15 protein-coding genes are annotated in these 16,982 nt (G+C 62.2%); 13 read left to right on the forward strand and 2 right to left on the reverse strand.

The features are described from left to right. Positions 1 to 8: 8 nt before the first annotated feature. A complete protein-coding gene (gene ugpB / locus RS897_RS07265; RefSeq protein WP_315835909.1) occupies positions 9 to 1,334 on the reverse strand; it encodes a sn-glycerol-3-phosphate ABC transporter substrate-binding protein UgpB in 1,326 nt (441 codons plus the stop codon). Positions 1,335 to 1,532: 198 nt separating this feature from the next. Here ugpB and RS897_RS07270 point away from each other — a divergent pair, with 198 nt between their 5' ends. The 13 genes from RS897_RS07270 (at position 1,533) to RS897_RS07330 (ending at position 14,465) form a co-directional block, all read left to right on the forward strand. Next, entirely contained in the window at positions 1,533 to 2,528 is a 996-nt protein-coding gene (locus tag RS897_RS07270; RefSeq protein ID WP_407654449.1) for a TRAP transporter substrate-binding protein, read from the forward strand. A gap of 113 nt (positions 2,529 to 2,641) precedes the next feature. Further along, entirely contained in the window at positions 2,642 to 4,684 is a 2,043-nt protein-coding gene (locus RS897_RS07275) for a sensor histidine kinase (protein ID WP_315838548.1), read from the forward strand. Next, on the forward strand, positions 4,654 to 6,399 hold the full coding sequence (locus tag RS897_RS07280; RefSeq protein WP_315835910.1) for an ATP-binding response regulator: 1,746 nt from the start codon (positions 4,654 to 4,656) through the stop codon (positions 6,397 to 6,399). Before RS897_RS07275 ends, RS897_RS07280 begins: the two co-directional genes overlap by 31 nt. A 1-nt stretch (position 6,400) precedes the next feature. Next, positions 6,401 to 7,141, forward strand: a complete 741-nt coding sequence (locus tag RS897_RS07285; protein WP_315835911.1) for a response regulator — start codon at positions 6,401 to 6,403, stop codon at positions 7,139 to 7,141. A 290-nt stretch (positions 7,142 to 7,431) separates the two neighbouring features. Further along, the gene (locus RS897_RS07290; protein WP_315838549.1) at positions 7,432 to 8,043 is read left to right on the forward strand and encodes a sigma-70 family RNA polymerase sigma factor; all 612 of its coding nucleotides are present in this window, start codon (positions 7,432 to 7,434) and stop codon (positions 8,041 to 8,043) included. Positions 8,044 to 8,053: 10 nt separating this feature from the next. Next, positions 8,054 to 8,266: a hypothetical protein gene (locus RS897_RS07295; RefSeq protein WP_315835912.1), complete on the forward strand. Its 213-nt coding sequence runs from the start codon at positions 8,054 to 8,056 to the stop codon at positions 8,264 to 8,266. 200 nt (positions 8,267 to 8,466) lie between these two features. Then, a complete protein-coding gene (locus tag RS897_RS07300; protein ID WP_315835913.1) occupies positions 8,467 to 9,168 on the forward strand; it encodes a cytochrome c biogenesis CcdA family protein in 702 nt (233 codons plus the stop codon). Positions 9,169 to 9,185: 17 nt separating this feature from the next. Beyond that, entirely contained in the window at positions 9,186 to 9,758 is a 573-nt protein-coding gene (locus tag RS897_RS07305; RefSeq protein ID WP_315835914.1) for a thioredoxin family protein, read from the forward strand. Positions 9,759 to 9,912: 154 nt separating this feature from the next. Beyond that, entirely contained in the window at positions 9,913 to 11,334 is a 1,422-nt protein-coding gene (locus RS897_RS07310) for a cytochrome ubiquinol oxidase subunit I (protein ID WP_315835915.1), read from the forward strand. 3 nt (positions 11,335 to 11,337) lie between these two features. Beyond that, positions 11,338 to 12,348, forward strand: coding sequence for a cytochrome d ubiquinol oxidase subunit II (gene cydB / locus RS897_RS07315; RefSeq protein WP_315835916.1), 1,011 nt, complete (start codon positions 11,338 to 11,340; stop codon positions 12,346 to 12,348). After that, positions 12,348 to 12,470 (forward strand): DUF2474 domain-containing protein, encoded by a 123-nt coding sequence (locus RS897_RS07320; protein ID WP_315835917.1) that lies wholly within the window; start codon positions 12,348 to 12,350, stop codon positions 12,468 to 12,470. The genes cydB and RS897_RS07320 overlap by 1 nt, the downstream gene beginning before the upstream one ends. Before the next feature lie 272 nt (positions 12,471 to 12,742). Then, the gene (locus RS897_RS07325) at positions 12,743 to 13,342 is read left to right on the forward strand and encodes a L,D-transpeptidase (protein ID WP_407654450.1); all 600 of its coding nucleotides are present in this window, start codon (positions 12,743 to 12,745) and stop codon (positions 13,340 to 13,342) included. 58 nt (positions 13,343 to 13,400) lie between these two features. Then, positions 13,401 to 14,465 carry an amino acid ABC transporter substrate-binding protein gene (locus RS897_RS07330; RefSeq protein ID WP_315835919.1) on the forward strand — a complete coding sequence of 355 codons (1,065 nt, stop codon included), beginning with the start codon at positions 13,401 to 13,403 and terminating at the stop codon, positions 14,463 to 14,465. A gap of 15 nt (positions 14,466 to 14,480) precedes the next feature. Here RS897_RS07330 and RS897_RS07335 read toward each other — a convergent pair whose 3' ends face one another. After that, positions 14,481 to 16,946 carry a PAS domain S-box protein gene (locus tag RS897_RS07335; protein WP_315835920.1) on the reverse strand — a complete coding sequence of 822 codons (2,466 nt, stop codon included), beginning with the start codon at positions 16,944 to 16,946 and terminating at the stop codon, positions 14,481 to 14,483. Positions 16,947 to 16,982: the final 36 nt, after the last annotated feature.

Below are 16,982 nucleotides of genomic sequence, written 5' to 3' on the forward strand. Positions count from 1 at the left end.
AGAGCCGGTCAAGGATTCGCCCGCTCGAACTGCCGCAACAGCTTGTTGCCGCGCTCCACCGCCGCATCGAGCGCCTCCTGCGCGGTCTTTTTGCCGGAGAACGCCTGCTCCAGCTCTTCCTCGATCGCATCGCGGATCAGGACGAACGAGCCCAGACGAAGTCCTTTGGAGTTTTCCGTCGGCGGCCTCAGCGTGATCTGCTCGATGGCGATCGCCATGCCGGGATTGCGGTCATAGAAGCCTTGATTGCGCGTCAGGTCGTAGGCGGCACGGGTGATCGGCATATAGCCCGTATTCTGGTGCCAGGCCGCCTGCACTTCCGGACGCGACAGATAGGCGAAGAAGCGTGCAACGCCCTTGTATTCGTCGCGCGGGCGATCCTTCAGCACCCACAGCGTGGCGCCGCCGATGATGGAATTCTGCGGCGCACCTGGCACATCGGGCCAGTAGGGCAGCATGCCGTAGCCAACCTCGAACTTCGAATTGGCCCGGATGTCGGCTCGGGTGGCCGAGGATCCCAGGAAGATCCCGCACTCGCCGCGCTGGAAGCGTGGCTCGGCGGTGGTGGCCCGGCCGCTATAGTCGAAGACCTTGGTCTTTTGCCACGCGGCGAGCTGTGCGATGTGGCGAACCATCAACAGGTTGTTGAAGGTGAGCACGGCATCGATGCCACCCATGCCATTCGCCTTGGTTGCGATCGGCACGTTATGCAGTGCCGAAAAATTCTCGACATTGATCCAGGACGGCCAGTGGGTGGTGAACCCGCAGGGAGCACCGGCGGCACGCAGGCGCTGCGCCGCAGCCCCGAGCTCCGGCCAGGTCTTTGGCGGCACCTCCGGATCGAGCCCCGCCGCGCGAAACAGAGTCTTGTTGTAATAAAGGATTGGCGTCGAGGCATTGAACGGAAACGACAGCATGTTGCCGTCGAGATCCGTGTAATAGCCGGCCACGGCAGGCAGATAGGCCATCGGAAAGAACGCCTCGGCCTCGTCCCGCATCAGTTCGAACACCGGATAGGTCGCGCCTTTTGCCGCCATCATGGTCGCGGTGGCGATCTCGTTGACCTGGACGATGGCCGGCTGCGTTCGCGAGCGGAAGGCGAAAATCGCCGCGGTGACGGTCTCGGTGTAGTTGCCCTTGTAGACCGGGACGATCCGGTATTGAGCCTGCGAGCGGTTAAAGTCGTCGGCGAGCTTGTCCAGCTGCCGGCCAAGCTCGCCCTGCATGGCGTGCCACCAGACGATATCGGTCGCGGCGCGGACCGGGGCGGACAGCAGCGGCAGCAGCAGGGCGGCCGCCACAAGCCTCGATCGCCAGTTGCACCCCGTCCTCATCGAACTGTCCTTGTCCCAGCCTACTTCCGGGCCATGATGGGCCGGAAGGCTGGTATTTAACCCGCCGGACAGGCTTTTATGCCATCAGGACCCGGTTTTCCGGCCCTGGCGCACCGATAGCCAGCTCCGGGCGCTTTCTGTTAAGATCAAGTACATACCAATGTTTTTCGAAATTGATATTGGCCATGGGGTGATAAGTTGCCGCTGTTTCGTCGATCCCTCCCCGGCACCATCGCGGCTTTTGCGCTGACTGCGGCATGGACGGCGTTGGCCGGGCAGGCGGTTGCGCGAGAATTCCGCGCCGCGGACACCCAGGCCGAGGATTATCCAACGGTCCAGGCACTGCGCTACATGGGCAAGCTGGTGGCCGAGCGCAGCCACGGCGAATACATGATCCGGGTGTTTCATTCCAACCAACTCGGCGAGGAAAAAGAGACCATCGAGCAGACACGAGTCGGCGCCATTGATCTGAACCGCACCAATGTGGCGCCGATCGGCAGTTTCGTGCCCTCCGTCAACGTGCTGGCGCTGCCGTTTCTGTTCCGCTCCAATGACCACCTCAACAAGGTGCTCGACGGGCCGATCGGCAAGGAGATCCTGGCCAGTTTTGAGCCCTATGGATTCGTCGGTCTGGCGTTCTTCGATTCCGGGGCGCGGTCGGTCTACAACAGTGTCCGCCCGATCCGCAGCCTGGCCGACATGAAAGGCTTGCGGATTCGCGTGCAGCAATCGCCGCTGATGGTCAGCATGATCAAGGCGCTCGGCGCCGAACCGGTCGAACTGCCTTATGGCCAGGTGCGCACCGGGCTTGCCACCAAACTGATTGACGGCGCGGAGAACAACTGGCCCTCCTACGTCACCACGGATCACTATAAGTACGCCGGCAATTATACGCTGACCGAGCACACCATGAGCCCCGAAGTGCTGGTGATGTCGAAGAAGGCGTGGGACAGCCTGCCCCCGACAGGCCAGGCCATGTTCCGCGAGGCCGCGCAGGAAGCGAGCCTGTTCATGCGCAAGAAATGGAAGGAGCTTGAGGACAGTTCGCGGCAGCAGGCCGAGGCGGCCGGCATTTCGATCATCACCGAATTCGACCGCAAGCCGTTCGAAGCGGCAATGGCCGACGTGCACAAGCAGGCACTGCTCGATCCGGTGATGAGCGACCTCCTCAAGCGGATTCGCGATGTTCATTGAACCAACTGCGATAAATCGGGTCCAATACATCAAGTTCAGTCATCAGGTGCAGTGAGTTGCCCACCGTTTCCCCGACACCCAGCACGGCGCAGAGCACGAACGAGGGCGAGACCCTGGTCGCGCGCAGCCGCTTTGGCATCGTCAACCTGGTGCGTGCGGTACCGATCCGCTGGCGCATCCTCTCGATCGCGGCGCTGAACTCGGCCGTTGTCCTGGTGCTGGCCGGCCTGATCTGGAGCGGCGCCAAGGTGCTGGATTCGGCATGGGACGACGTGCGGCAAGTGCGCAAGTCGGACAAGGTGCTGGCGCTGCTGGAAAGCGAAACCGGGCGCCTGCAGAACCTGATCCATCGCTACATCAACCAGCCGAGTCCGGATCTGTTCGCGGAAATCCTGCTGCTGCGGGAAGCGGTGCTGGGAACGCTGAAGAGCCGCGCTTCCACCGACCCGATGCTGTCGGGATCGGTCGAGGAGCTCGAGCGGGTCACCGAATCGTTCCTCGACGGGTTCGGCGAGCTGCGTTCGGTGCAGGCGACCATCGCCAAGACCTATGAGCAGCAGGTGCTAACGCCGGCCAAGGACATTGCCGGACTCTACTCGATCATCGAAGGCGCCACCGGCCGGCGCGAGGCGCTGATCTGGCCGGCGCTTGGCAAATCGCGCGAAGCCTTCACCGCGATGCTGGTGGCGGCGAACGCCTATTATCTTTCACTTGCCAGTGAATCCGCTGAAGAGGCCCGCCGCAACACCGAGACCATTGAGCGCACCATTCCGGTCATGACGGATCTGGCCGAGAACGACCTGCAGCGCATCGCCCTGCAACGACTGAAGCAGCGCACCACGGCGCTGCGCGACGGCCTCGGCAAGCTCGCCGAGCAATTCGCATCACGCACAGCCCTGCTGCGCAACTCGATCGACGCCAGCCAGGCTGAAACCATCGCAGCCATCGACGGGCTGTCGGTGAAGATGCGGCAGCGCGAACAGCTCGCGCAAGAAAAATTCGACCGGACGCTGGCCGACATCTCGCGCAAGGTGCTGTCGATCTCGTTGTTCTTCCTCGCCGTCATCATTGTCGCCGGCATCGTGATCGCGCTAAGCATCCGCCTGCCGCTGCAGCAGATCATGACATCGATGCAGGCGATCACGTCCGGCGATCTCGACCGCAAGGTTCAGGGCACGCATGCCGTGGACGAAGTCGGCGCCATGGCCCGGTCGGTCGAGGTCTTCCGCGAAAATGCCATCGCCAAACGCACCGCCGAGGACGAACTGCGCGCGTCCAAGGAAAAAGCCGAGAACGCGCTTGCCGAGCTGAGCGCGGCCCAGCAGAACCTGATCGACGCGGAGCGGCTGGCCGCGCTGGGCGGCCTGGTCGCAGGTGTCGCCCATGAGGTCAACAATCCGATCGGCATCAGCCTCACGGTGGCATCGAGCTTTGCCCGGCGCACCGAAATGTTCGCCAACGATCTGAATGGGAGCGCACCGCTGCGGCGCTCGCAGCTCGACGAATTCATTCGCCTGTCGCGCGATGCCGCCCAGCAATTGGTCGGCAACCTGCAGCGCGCCGGTGAACTGATCCAGTCTTTCAAGCAGGTCGCTGTCGACCGATCCCATGCCGAGCAGCGAGAATTCGAATTGCGCGAAGCCACTGACCAGATCGTCGCCAGCCTCAGGCCGGTGCTGAAGAAGGCCCCGATCACGGTGGCCGTCGACGTGCCGGACGACCTGTTTCTCAACAGCTATCCTGGCTCCTACGGGCAGGTTCTGACCAATCTGTTCCTCAACGCCGCCACCCACGCGTTTCCCGACGGACGCGCCGGCACGATCAGCATCAGTGCGGCGCCGCATGGCACCGGCGATATCGAGCTGGTGTTCGCCGATGACGGCGTCGGCATGACGTCCGAGGTGCAGCGGCAGGCGTTCGATCCGTTCTTCACTACCCGCCGCAGCGAAGGCGGCACCGGGCTCGGCCTGCATATCGTCTACAATCTGGTCATCCAGCAGCTCGGCGGACGCATGAGACTGGAGTCACGGCCGGGACTGGGCACAACATTTCGCATTATCATCCCGAGAAACGCCCTGCGCGGCTCGGGATCCACCAGCAACGCAACAGAACGCGGAACAACGCAATGGCCGACCAGGACGATGTCCTCCATTTGATCGACGACTCCGGCCACGCGCCGGAGACAATCACCGGCCGCAAATGGAAGATCGCCGTGATCGATGACGATCATGCCGTGCACGAAGGCACGCGCTTTGCGCTGAGCGACTACAACCTCAACGGCCAGACGCTCGAAATTCTTTCAGCGTACTCCGCCGCCGACGGCCGGCTGCTGTTGCGGGAGCACCCCGACATCGCCGCCGTGCTGCTCGACGTGATCATGGAGACAGATGCCGCGGGTCTTGAACTCGTGCAGTACATTCGCAACGAGCTGAAGAACGAGACCGTGCGCATCATCCTGCGCACGGGACAGCCCGGGCAGGCGCCGGAGCGCCGCGTCATCGTGGACTATGACATCAACGACTATAAAGCGAAGACCGAGCTCACCGCCGACAAGCTGTTCACGTCACTGACCGCGGCGTTACGCAGCTACCAGCAGCTGGAACGGATGGTGCAGACCCGGCGCGGCCTCGAGATCATCATCGATGCCGCCTCCACTTTGTACGACTTCAAGTCGATGCAGCGCCTGGCCGAAGGCGTGCTGACGCAGATCACTTCGCTGCTGAACGTCGATTGCGCGGGGATTCTGGTGCTGCGCGACGGCGGCGACGTCGGCGACACGTTCTCAGTCCTTGCCGGCTCCGGCTGCTATAGCCGTTTTACCGGCTGCGATGCGTCGCGCCAGCTCGATATCGAGCTCCGCAACATGGTGGAGGCCGCATTCCACCGTCGCCGGCACGAGTTCGCCGATCATCGCACCGTGCTCTATGTGCGCACCGGCAGCGGCCGGGAGGTGATCGTGCTGCTCGAATCCGCCAAGGAGCTGTTGGATACCGACCGCGCACTGGTCGAGATTTTCGGCAGTCGGCTGTCGATCGCGTTCGACAACGTCATCCTTTACCAGCAGCTGCAGGACGCCAACGCGCAGCTCGAGGGCCGCGTGACGGAGCGAACCCGCGCGCTGATGACCGCCAACCGCCGGCTGTCCTCGCAGTGGCTGCGGCTGCAGCGCGCCAATGCCTTCAAGAACGAGGTGCTGGGCACCGTCGCTCACGACCTGAAGAATCCACTCGGCGTGATCCTCGGACGCACCGAAATGCTGAGTGAATTGATCAGCGTCGATTCCGCCCGGGAGCACGTCGTGGCGCAGGTCGATCACATCCGCGACGCCACCAAGCGGCTGACCACCATGGTCGATCACCTGATTTCCGATGCGATGGCGGATGCCTTCGACATCACCATTCGCCGCGAGCCGGTGGACATCGCCCTTCTGGTCACCGAAGTGGCGGAAGCAAACCAGCCTCTGGCGGTCAACAAACAGCAATCGCTGACGGTCTCGGCGCCGACCAACCAGATGGCGATGTGCGATTCCGACCGGATGCGAGAGGCGATCGACAACCTGGTCAGCAACGCCATCAAATACAGCCCGATCGGCGGCAAGATCTCGCTGGCCGTCGCCCATGATGCGGAGCAACTGACCATTCGCGTCACCGATCAAGGCGCCGGCCTTTCGCCCGAAGACATCGGACGGCTGTTCGGCCGCTTCCAGCGGCTGTCCGCCAAGCCGACCGCGGGCGAAAGCTCCACCGGTCTCGGCCTCTCCATCGTCAAACGGATCATCGACATGCACGGTGGCAACGTCTCCGCGCACAGCGCCGGCCCCGGTCAGGGCGCCACCTTCTCCATCACGTTGCCCAACAAGAAAACGGACTGACATGAGCCAGACGCCACACATCATTATTGTCGACGATGAAGCGCCGGCGCGCGAAATGGTGGGCGACTATCTGCGCATGCACGGATTTGGCGTCACGCTTTGCGACGGCGGCAAAAGCCTGCGCAGCGCCATCGAGATCGGCATGCCCGATCTGGTGGTGCTCGATCTGAACATGCCTGAGGAAGACGGGCTTTCGATCATTCGCGACCTGAAAAGCCGAATGAATGTTCCGGTCATCATGCTGACGGCCACCGCAAGCCCGATCGACCGGGTCGTGGGCCTCGAACTCGGCGCCGACGACTATCTCGCCAAGCCCTGCGAGCTGCGCGAACTGATGGCGCGGATCCGTTCGGTGTTGCGCCGAAGCGCTCCCGCAAAGGGCTCTGCGGCCGGCCCGGCGGAGGCCGCCAAGACCTCGAAAGACGCCTTGGTCCGGTTCGGAACCAAGTGGCTCGATCTCGATGCCCAGGCGCTGCGGGACGACGAAGGCAACGAGCACCCGCTGACGGCCTCGGAGTACGGGCTGCTCAAAGTGTTCGCCGCCAACCCGAAGCGGGTGCTGTCCCGTGAACGGCTGCTCGAACTGGCAAATGCCAGGGATAGCGAGGCTTTTGACCGGGCCGTCGACCTGCGGATCATGCGGATCAGGCGCAAGATCGAGCCGGATCCGGCCCGCCCGAGCGTGATCCGGACCATTCGTGGCGGCGGCTACCTTTTCTCGCCGACCGACGAAAAGGGCTAAAACCGCGCCCCGTCCGACAGGCTGGCAACGAGAACCCGCCATATCGCTCGAAAATGCTCTTCTTTTTCGTGCCGACGGCCGTGGAACCAAAAGGCCCGCGCGACAATGGCTTGACGGGTAATATTGAAATCATTGAGTTTTTTGGCCTATTGTTTCGTCGGACCTGTCGCGGCGAAACAAAAAGGTCCGGTCATGAAACCATTTTCCGCTTTCCGCGGAAACGGGATGAAACGCAGGTCCCTTATCAATCTCCCCAACGACGCGCGCCGAAGCGCGAGAGGGAGCCGATCATGCAGACCGCATTCGCAATCACCAACGCAGCCGCCCAAGGCGTTCTCGCCGCTCAGGCCACGTCGGATGAGATGTTGATCGAGAGCATCGCCGACGGTGAAAAGGGCGCAATGCACATCCTCTATGCCCGTCATCACGTCCGCGCCTATCGCTTCATTCTCCGGATCGTCCGGGACGCTTCGATCGCCGAGGACCTGGTCAGCCAAGTCTTTCTGGACGTGTGGCGCACCGCCGGCCAGTTCGAGCAGCGCTCGCAGGTGTCGACCTGGATCCTGTCAATCGCCCGTTTCAAGGCTCTCACCGCCCTGCGCCAGCGCCGCTTCGAGGATATCGAGCAGGACGAGGTGATGCAGATCGCCGATGAAAACGATACCCCGGAAGCCGCGTTCGATCGCTCCAGGACCAGCGCCATGCTGCGCGCCTGCATGAACAAGCTGTCGGACGCCCATCGCGAAGTGATCGATCTCGTCTACTACCACGAGAAGTCGGTGGAAGAAGCCGGCGCGATCATCGGTATTCCGCAGGCGACCGTGAAGACCCGCATGTTCTATGCCCGCAAGGCGCTGGCGGAGCTGCTCAAGAGCCAGGGCATCGACGGCCTGGCCGCATAAGGAGAGCACCATGCTGAAGCCAAGTCTTCTGAAGTCAAGTCTTCGCTTTTTCATCGTCCCGCTCGGCGCGATCTCCATGCTTGCGACACAGGCGAGCCAGAACCCGCAGCTCCGCGCCCAGCGCGATGGCGGAGCCAGCACAGTGCGCGAACAAGTGACCGATTGCAGCTTCAAGAGCTCGGCGGATGTCTGCGTCATTACTCCCGGCATTGATGTTCGCTAATTCTTCTTTCTGACTAAACACCTCCAAACGGCCCAAGCGGGATGCCCCCCGTCCGGGCCTTGGTGTTTTTGGGCCCCGCGCCAGATCGGTTTGATCCGCTTCACGCACACGTGAGGCCGGCGGTGTAACGCCGGGGACGTGCACCACGAAGATCGATCCATGCCCGCTTATCACGAGCGGCCTGCCTGATCGGTGTAACCTTGCCGGATCTCCTCCTTGCGCTGCTTGCCGGCGTTGTAACCATCGCCGCACCGTGCACCCTGCCGGTGCTGCCGATCCTGCTCGGCGCATCCGTCAGCCAGGACAGCAAGACCAGACCGGCTTTCATTGCACTCGGCTTTGTCGCCTCGTTCGCTGCGGTGGCGCTGCTGCTCAGCTCGCTCACGCGCGCCTTCGGTGTCGATCCGAATATTCTGCGCACCTTTGCAATCATCCTGCTTGCGGCCTTCGGCATGCTGATGCTCTGGCCGGCGCCGTTCGAGTGGCTGACGACGCAGATCGCGGGCCTGTCTCATGGTTTGCAGGGCCGTCGCCTTGGCGACCACTCCGGCAATATTGGCGGCTTCGTCCTCGGCGCCACGCTGGGCCTGGTGTGGACGCCTTGCGCTGGTCCGGTGCTCGGATCGATCCTGACCGTGATCGCGACTGCCGGCTCGTTTGGCTGGTCCGGCGTGCTGCTGCTGGCCTACGCGGTCGGTGCAGCCATTCCCATGCTTGCAATCGCCTATGGCGGCCAGGCCGTCACCACCCGCGTCCGCAGCGTCGCGCGTTTCGCTCCGCGATTGCAGCAGGCTTTCGGCATCATCGTGATCGCCTTCGCGGCCGCCATGTACTTTCAGTACGACACGGAAATCGCGGCATGGCTGACGGAATTTTATCCAAGCGGCCAGACCGGCCTCTAAACACAAGGGAGACATCCATGATCCGAGCCAGAATGTTGAGAACCACATTAACGTCCGCGGCCGTCGCCGCTCTCTGCCTGATCGGCGCTCCGAGCCTGGGCTGGAGCGAAGACGCCTCCGTCTCCGCTTCGCTCAGGCTTGCCGACACCAGCACCAGCGCGCCGGATTTCGTCGGCATCACGAGCTGGCTCAACTCCGCGCCATTGAACATCGCATCGTTGCGCGGCAAGGTGGTGCTGGTCGATTTCTGGACCTATGGCTGCATCAACTGCGTCCGCACCTTGCCGCACGTGACGCAGCTCTATGAAAAATACAAGGACAAGGGCCTGGTCGTGGTCGGTATCCACACGCCGGAATTTCCGTTCGAGCATTCCACCAGCAACGTCCAGTCCGCCCTTAAGCGGCACGGCATCCGATACCCGGTCGCACAGGACAACAATTCTGCAACCTGGAACGCGTATCGCAATCAGTACTGGCCGGCGCAGTACATCGTCGACCGCACTGGAAAGATCGTCTTTACCCATGCCGGCGAGGGCCAATACGACGAGATCGAACGCACTATCCAGAAATTACTGAGTGCAGAAAGTTGATTCGCCATCCGGTGAATGCCCTTCATTGGCCACGCTCGCTTTGTTCTGCATGCGGCGCGAGGAGCCGGTCCTGCGATAGGACAACTCGGCATATATCCATCACCGGCATGGCGTGATACATAACCGTTGCGATTCATCGTGACGGATACTCGCCATGCTGGAAGGTCTCGACGCCGTCGTTCTCGCACGCGCGCAGTTTGCGTTCACGATGTCGTTCCACATCATCTTTCCGGCCTTCTCGATCGGCCTCGCCAGCTATCTCGCGGTTCTGGAAGCGTTGTGGTTGTGGAGCGGCCGTGAGGTCTTCATCAATCTGTTCAACTACTGGCTGAAGATCTTCGCGGTGGCGTTCGGCATGGGTGTCGTGTCCGGCATCGTGATGTCGTATCAATTCGGCACAAACTGGGCGGCATTTTCCGACAAGACGGGACCGGTGATCGGCCCGCTGATGGCCTATGAGGTGCTCACCGCCTTCTTCCTCGAAGCAGGCTTTCTCGGCGTAATGCTGTTCGGGTTGAAACGGGTCGGCCCCAGGCTGCATTTTTTCGCCACGCTGATGGTGGCGGTCGGCACGCTGATCTCGGCGTTCTGGATTCTGTCAGCGAACTCGTGGATGCAGACACCAGCCGGCTACGCCATCAACGCTGCCGGGCAGTACATCGCCGCCGACTGGTGGAAGGTGATCTTCAATCCGTCATTTCCCTATCGCCTGGTGCACATGGTGCTGGCGGCCTATCTCACCACGGCCTTCGTGGTCGGCGCGGTCGGCGCTTTTCATCTGCTGCGGGACAGCGTCGGAGACGGCCCGCGCGTGATGTTCTCGATGGCGATGTGGATGGCGGCGCTGGTCGCGCCGGTCCAGATCCTGGCAGGCGACCAACACGGGCTTAACACGCTGGAGCATCAGCCCGCCAAGGTGATGGCCATGGAAGGCCACTTCCAGAGCCATCCGGATGGGGCGCCGCTGATCCTGTTCGGATTGCCGAGCCAGGATCGCGCAACCGTGGACTATGCCCTGCAGATCCCGAAGGCCTCGTCGCTGATACTCAAGCATTCGCTCGATGCACCGTTGAAAGGCCTCGACAGCGTCCCGCGCGAGAATTGGCCGTATGTGCCGATCGTGTTCTGGTCGTTCCGCATCATGGTCGGCATCGGCTTCCTGATGCTGGGCCTCGGCCTGTTCAGCCTGCTCGCACGCTGGCGCGGCGCCCTGTATCAATGGCGCCCCCTGCACTGGATGGCGCTGATGATGGGGCCCGCCGGCTTCATCGCCGTGCTGGCGGGCTGGGTCACCACCGAAGCCGGCCGGCAGCCATTCACCGTCTATGGCCTGTTGCGAACCGTCGACGCCGCATCGCCGCTCGCCGCACCGGCGGTCGCATCATCGCTGATTGCCTTTGTCATCGTCTACTTCGTGGTGTTCGCCGCTGGCGCCGTCTACATCCTGCGGCTGATGGCGGCACCACCGCATCATGGCGAGGAAGGTCCGAGCGCCGAGATGCCGGGACGTGCCGCCGGCCTGACGCCTGCGGTGGCAAGCGTCGCGGCCGGGCCGTCGCATCAGGGGAGGACATAGGCCATGCCGGATGTTCTCGACCTCACGATCATCTGGGCCTTCATCATCGCCTTCGCGGTGTTCGCCTACGTGGTGATGGACGGATTCGACCTCGGCCTTGGCATGCTGTTTCCATTCTTTCCCAGGAAACAGGATCGCGATGTCATGATGAATACGGTCGCGCCGGTCTGGGACGGCAACGAGACTTGGCTGGTGCTGGGGGGCGGCGGACTGTTCGCCGCATTTCCGCTGGCTTACGCAGTGCTGATGCCGGCACTGTACACGCCGATCATTGCCATGCTGCTGGGACTGGTGTTTCGCGGCGTCGCCTTCGAGTTCCGCTGGCGATCGCAGCGTGAACGCAATCTATGGGACATCGCCTTCGCCGGCGGCTCGCTGCTGGCCACACTGGCGCAGGGAATCGCACTTGGGGCCATCCTGCAAGGAATCAAGGTCAGCGGGCGCATCTACGGCGGTGGCTGGTGGGACTGGCTGACACCATTCAGCGTGCTTACCGGACTCGCTCTGGTCGCCGGATATGGCCTGCTCGGCGCAACCTGGCTGGTCATGAAGACCAACGGCGACCTCCGCGATCGCGCTTATGTGCTGAGCTGGCGATTCCTGGTGGCGACGCTGCTTGCCATTGCCGTTGTCAGTCTCGCAACGCCATTTCTCGAGGCGGAATATTGGCGGCGCTGGTTTGCCTGGCCCAACATCCTGCTGACCGCACCGGTGCCGATCGCGGTTGCCGCTGTTACGCTGCTGCTGGTCAACAGCCTCAGCAACAAGCAGGACTACCGTCCGTTCTTCCTCTCGCTGGTGCTGTTCGCTTTGTCCTATGCCGGCCTCGGCATCAGCATGTTTCCCTACATCGTGCCGCGCAGCATCACGATCTGGCAGGCCGCCGCACCGACCAACAGCCAGCAATTCATGCTGGTCGGCGTCGCGATCATGGTGCCGATCATCCTGATCTATACGGCCTTCGCCTACTGGGTATTCCGTGGCAAGGTCGACCACGGCACGGGCTATCATTGATGAAAGGCCAGCAGGCATCGCTGGCCATGCGGCTCGCCTGGTTTGTGGCCCTGTGGCTCGCCGGCGTTCTGACCGTGACGGTGATATCGTATGGGCTGCGGCTTTGGATCGCGCCTGCCTAGAATGCGCCAGCATCAGTTCGCGCGGCGATGCCTCACGCGAACCCGCCTCAAGATCGACGACATCAGGGTTTTACGAGAATCAGTCAAGTCAACCCCTATGCGGCTAACCCTTGCCAGCCTGCGACGGCTGGGCTTTGATGGCGCCGCTCTGCTCGACTAGATTATGATGCGATTAAAGGGAATCGCATCATAATCTCTTCTCTTTGTTTGAGCATGATCTTTTCGGAAAACCGGTTTCCACTTTTCCGGATCATGCTCTAGCGATGGACCGAATGGCAATGATCCGATTTCTCATCTGCATCCAGCTCGCGATCTTCGCGCTTCTGATTGCTCCCGCCTCCGAAGGCTTCACCCAGAACGCCGAGATGAACATCGACGATCAACCCGGCTTCGTGCCGGAGGATGAATCGCTGCCACCGGAGTATCAGCGCCAGATGGTGTTCTTCCGCACCACCGAGCCACCCGGCACCATCGTCATCCAGACAGCGGAGCGCTATCTCTATCTGGTCCAGGGCAACGGCCGGGCCATGCGCTACGGCATCGGCGTCGGCCGCGAAGGGTTCCAATGGCAAGGCTTGCTGAAGATCTCACGCAAGGCTGAGTGGCCCGACTGGACACCTCCGTCGGAAATGATCCAGCGCCAGCCTTATTTGCCGCGTTTCATGGCTGGCGGACCGGGCAACCCGATGGGCGCGCGGGCGCTGTATCTCGGCGCCACCGTCTACCGCATCCACGGCACCAACCAGCCGCAGACCATTGGAAGCGCGGTGTCGTCGGGCTGTTTCCGTCTGGTCAATGCCGACGTGACCGACCTGTTCAATCGCGTACCCGTGGGCACCAAGGTCGTTGTCCGGCAGCGGCCGGAGATCTGACCGTCGCATTCTCTGCCCAGCACAAATTCGCAAGACCCCGTCTTAACGAGAGAGTCCGATGTTCAAATCACTCGCTTCGCTGTCCAAATCTCTTGCTTTCAAGACGCTTGCCCGCGGACTCTCCGCTTCGGCGCTGACCGCGACGATCGGCCTTGCCGCCACAACGGCGCAGGCCCAGACGCTCACGGCGATCAAGGATCGCGGCCGCTTGCTCTGTGGTGTGTCCACCGGACTGACCGGATTCTCGATCGCTGACGACAAGGGCAACTGGACCGGTTTCGATGTCGATTTCTGCCGGGCGCTGTCGGCCGCGATCTTCAACGACGCCAGCAAGGTGACGTACGTTCCTCTCAATGCCAGCGAGCGATTTGCGGCCCTGAAGTCCAGCAAGATCGATGTGCTGTCGCGCAACTCGACATGGACGATGTCGCGCGAGACAGAATTCAATCTCCACTTCACCGGCACGACCTACTACGACGGTCAGGGCTTCATGGTGCGGCGGGCGCGCAACGCGGATTCCGCGCTTGATCTCAACGGAGCCAAGGTCTGCGTGCAGTCGGGAACGACAACGCAGTTCAATCTCGCCGACTACTTCCGCGCCAACAACATCAAGTACGACGAGATCCAGTTCACCACCGTCACCGACCTGATCAAGGCCTATGACAGCGGGCAGTGCGACGTCTTCACCAGCGACGTCTCGCAGTTGCATTCGGAACGCGCCAATTTCGCCAAGCCCGGTGACCACGTTATTCTTCCGGATGTCATTTCCAAGGAACCGCTGGGTCCGGTGGTTCGTCAGGGCGACGATCGCTGGCTCGAAATCGTCAAATGGACGCACTTCGCGATGCTGAACGCCGAAGAGCTCGGCGTGACCTCCAGGAACATCGATCAAGCGCTGCAATCAGCGAAGCCGGACGTGAAGCGGCTGGTCGGAACCGAAGGCAGCTATGGCGAAGAGATCGGCCTCACCCGGGATTGGGCCACCCGTATCATCCGCCTGGTCGGCAATTATGGCGAGGTCTACGATCGCAATGTCGGCGTCGGCACCAAGCTCGCCATCCCACGCGGATTGAACCAGCTGTGGAATTCCGGGGGAATTCAGTATGCCCCACCGATCCGCTGACGGTCCGGCAACAACCTAATGACGGGTTGGCGCAGTTTGCTGTGAGGTTATTCGCCGCAGCCGCCCGGTCAGCGCATCGATGGAAAACGGCTTTGCCAGAATTTCCGTCCCGGGTTCAAGGAAGCCGTCGCGCATGGCGGCATCTTCCGCATAGCCGGTGATGAACAACACCCGCAGATTCTTGCGTTGCAGGCGGGCAAAATCGGCGATCTGACGGCCATTCAGGCCGGGCAATCCGACATCGGTCACCAGAAGATCGATACGCCGGCCAGATTCGAGCACTGGAATGGCCCCTTTGTCGTCCGTGGCTTCGATCGTGGCATAGCCGAGGTCCTGCAAAGCTTCGATGAGCATCAGCCGCACCGCGCTGTCGTCTTCAATCACCAGCACTGTCTCCTCGGATGGCGATTGCGCGTCGTTTCCATCGCCTGAGGCCACCTTCGCCGGACCAAGATAGCGCGGGAGATACAGCGAAACGATTGTTCCCTCGCCCTCCAGGCTGTCGAGATGAATATGGCCGCGGGCCTGCTTGGCGTAGCCATAAACCATCGACAAACCGAGACCGGTGCCCTGCCCCATCGGCTTGGTGGTGAAAAACGGATCGAACGCACGTTTCTGGACGTCGGACGGCATGCCGACGCCGTTATCCCTGACGCGCATCACGATATAATCTCCAGGCGCGATCTCGCGCTGCGGATCGCCGGCGGCCACCGTCACGTTGTCGGCTTCAATGGTGAGCAGGCCGCCATCCGGCATCGCATCGCGCGCATCGATCGCAAGATTGATCAACGCGGTTTCGATCTGGTTGGCGTCGCCTTCCGCAATCCACAGATTGTCCGGCGTCGCGATGCGCACATCCACCTGCTCACTCAGCGTGCGCCGAAGCAAATCCTCCAGCGATACGATGAGGTGCTTGAGATCAAGCGGCTTGAGATCGAGCGCCTGACGCCGGGAGAATGCCAGCAACCGGTTGGTCAACCCTGCGGCCCGATTGGCGGACGTGACGGCGGCATCGATAAAGCGATCGACATCATTGGTGCGGCCCGAGGCGAGCCGCCGCTTGACGAGATCGAGGCCACCGATGATGCCAGTCAGCAGATTGTTGAAATCGTGCGCGATGCCCCCCGTCAACTGACCGACGGCCTCCATCTTCTGCGACTGCCGCAATTGCTCTTCCGCGGTCTGCAAGGCCTCCTGGGCCTTCTTTTCAGCGGTTACGTCGCGGCCCACCGCGTAGACCTGGCCATCGTCACGTGCCGCGGTCCAGGAGATCCAGCGATAAGACCCGTCCTTGTGACGAAAGCGATTTTCAAAGCGCGGCATCACGCCATCCGTGGCCAGATACGCGACCTGCGCCCGGGTGCGTTCGATATCGTCGGGATGTTCCAGCCACTCCGACGTCTTGCCCAGCAAGTCCTCCTCCGACCAGCCCAGCACGCTCGTCCAGGCCGGGTTGACGCTGAGGCACACGCCGCGCTTGTCCGTCACCAGCAGCATGTCCTCCGAGACGCTCCAGAGGCGATCGAGTTCGCGCGTGCTCTGCTCGACTTTCTGTTCCAGTGTCGTGTTGAGGCGCGCAAGCTCTGCCGCGGCAATCTCGCGCTCGGTGATATCGATATGCGCGCCGACCAGCCTGACGGCGCGGCCGTTCGCATCGCGCTCGATCTCGGCACTCACGGAAATCCAGCGGGTTTCTCCGTCACTGGGGCGGATAATGCGATATTGCGCATTATAGTCGCGTCCGCTCCCGGCAATCGCATCACGAAACTGCTTTTCGGTGAACACGCGATCGTCTGGATGGATACGCGCGACCCAAGCCTCGTGACTCTCATGCGCCGCTTCCGGCGGCAAGCCGTGAATCGTCAAATACTCGGGCGACCTGCGATTCTGGAAGCCGTTCTCGAAAAACACCTCGACGCCACCGACCTTGCCGATGCGCTGGACCCGCGCGAGCTCCGCCTCGCGTGCCCGCAACTGCCGCGCGGCAAGAACCTGCTTTGTGGTGTCCGACACGATCGCCAGAACGCCGGCCGGCAAGCCCTCCTCGTCGCGGATCGGGCTGTAGTCGAGATTGAGCCAGACGTCTTCCGGTCTACCGTTGCGGTTGAGCACGAGATGCTGATCGCGAAACGAGACCGCACGACCGGCAAGTCCGGCATCCATCACTCGCCGATTGAAATCGGCAACTTCGGGCCAGGTCTCGAAGATGGATTTGCCCAGCATCGCGGGATGCCGGTTGCCGGCGATGCCGACATAGGCATCGTTGTAGACCGTGATGCCATCGGCGCCCCACAGCAGGCACATCGGAACCGGTGACTGCATCATCATGTCGATGGCGGTCTTCAGGCTCTGTGGCCAGCGCAAGATCGGGCCCAATTGCGTCCGCGACCAGGGATGGTTGCGGATGAGAGCGCCCAGCCGGCCACCGCCGACAGGGAACAGGTCTTCGCTGAATCGCAGGGCAGGCTCTGCCGGGACCATTCGATGCTCACGGTAGCAGGCCAGGCGCGGGGATGC

The sequence above is a fragment of the Bradyrhizobium prioriisuperbiae genome (assembly GCF_032397745.1).
GTDB classification, from domain to species: Bacteria; Pseudomonadota; Alphaproteobacteria; order Rhizobiales; family Xanthobacteraceae; genus Bradyrhizobium_A; species Bradyrhizobium_A prioriisuperbiae.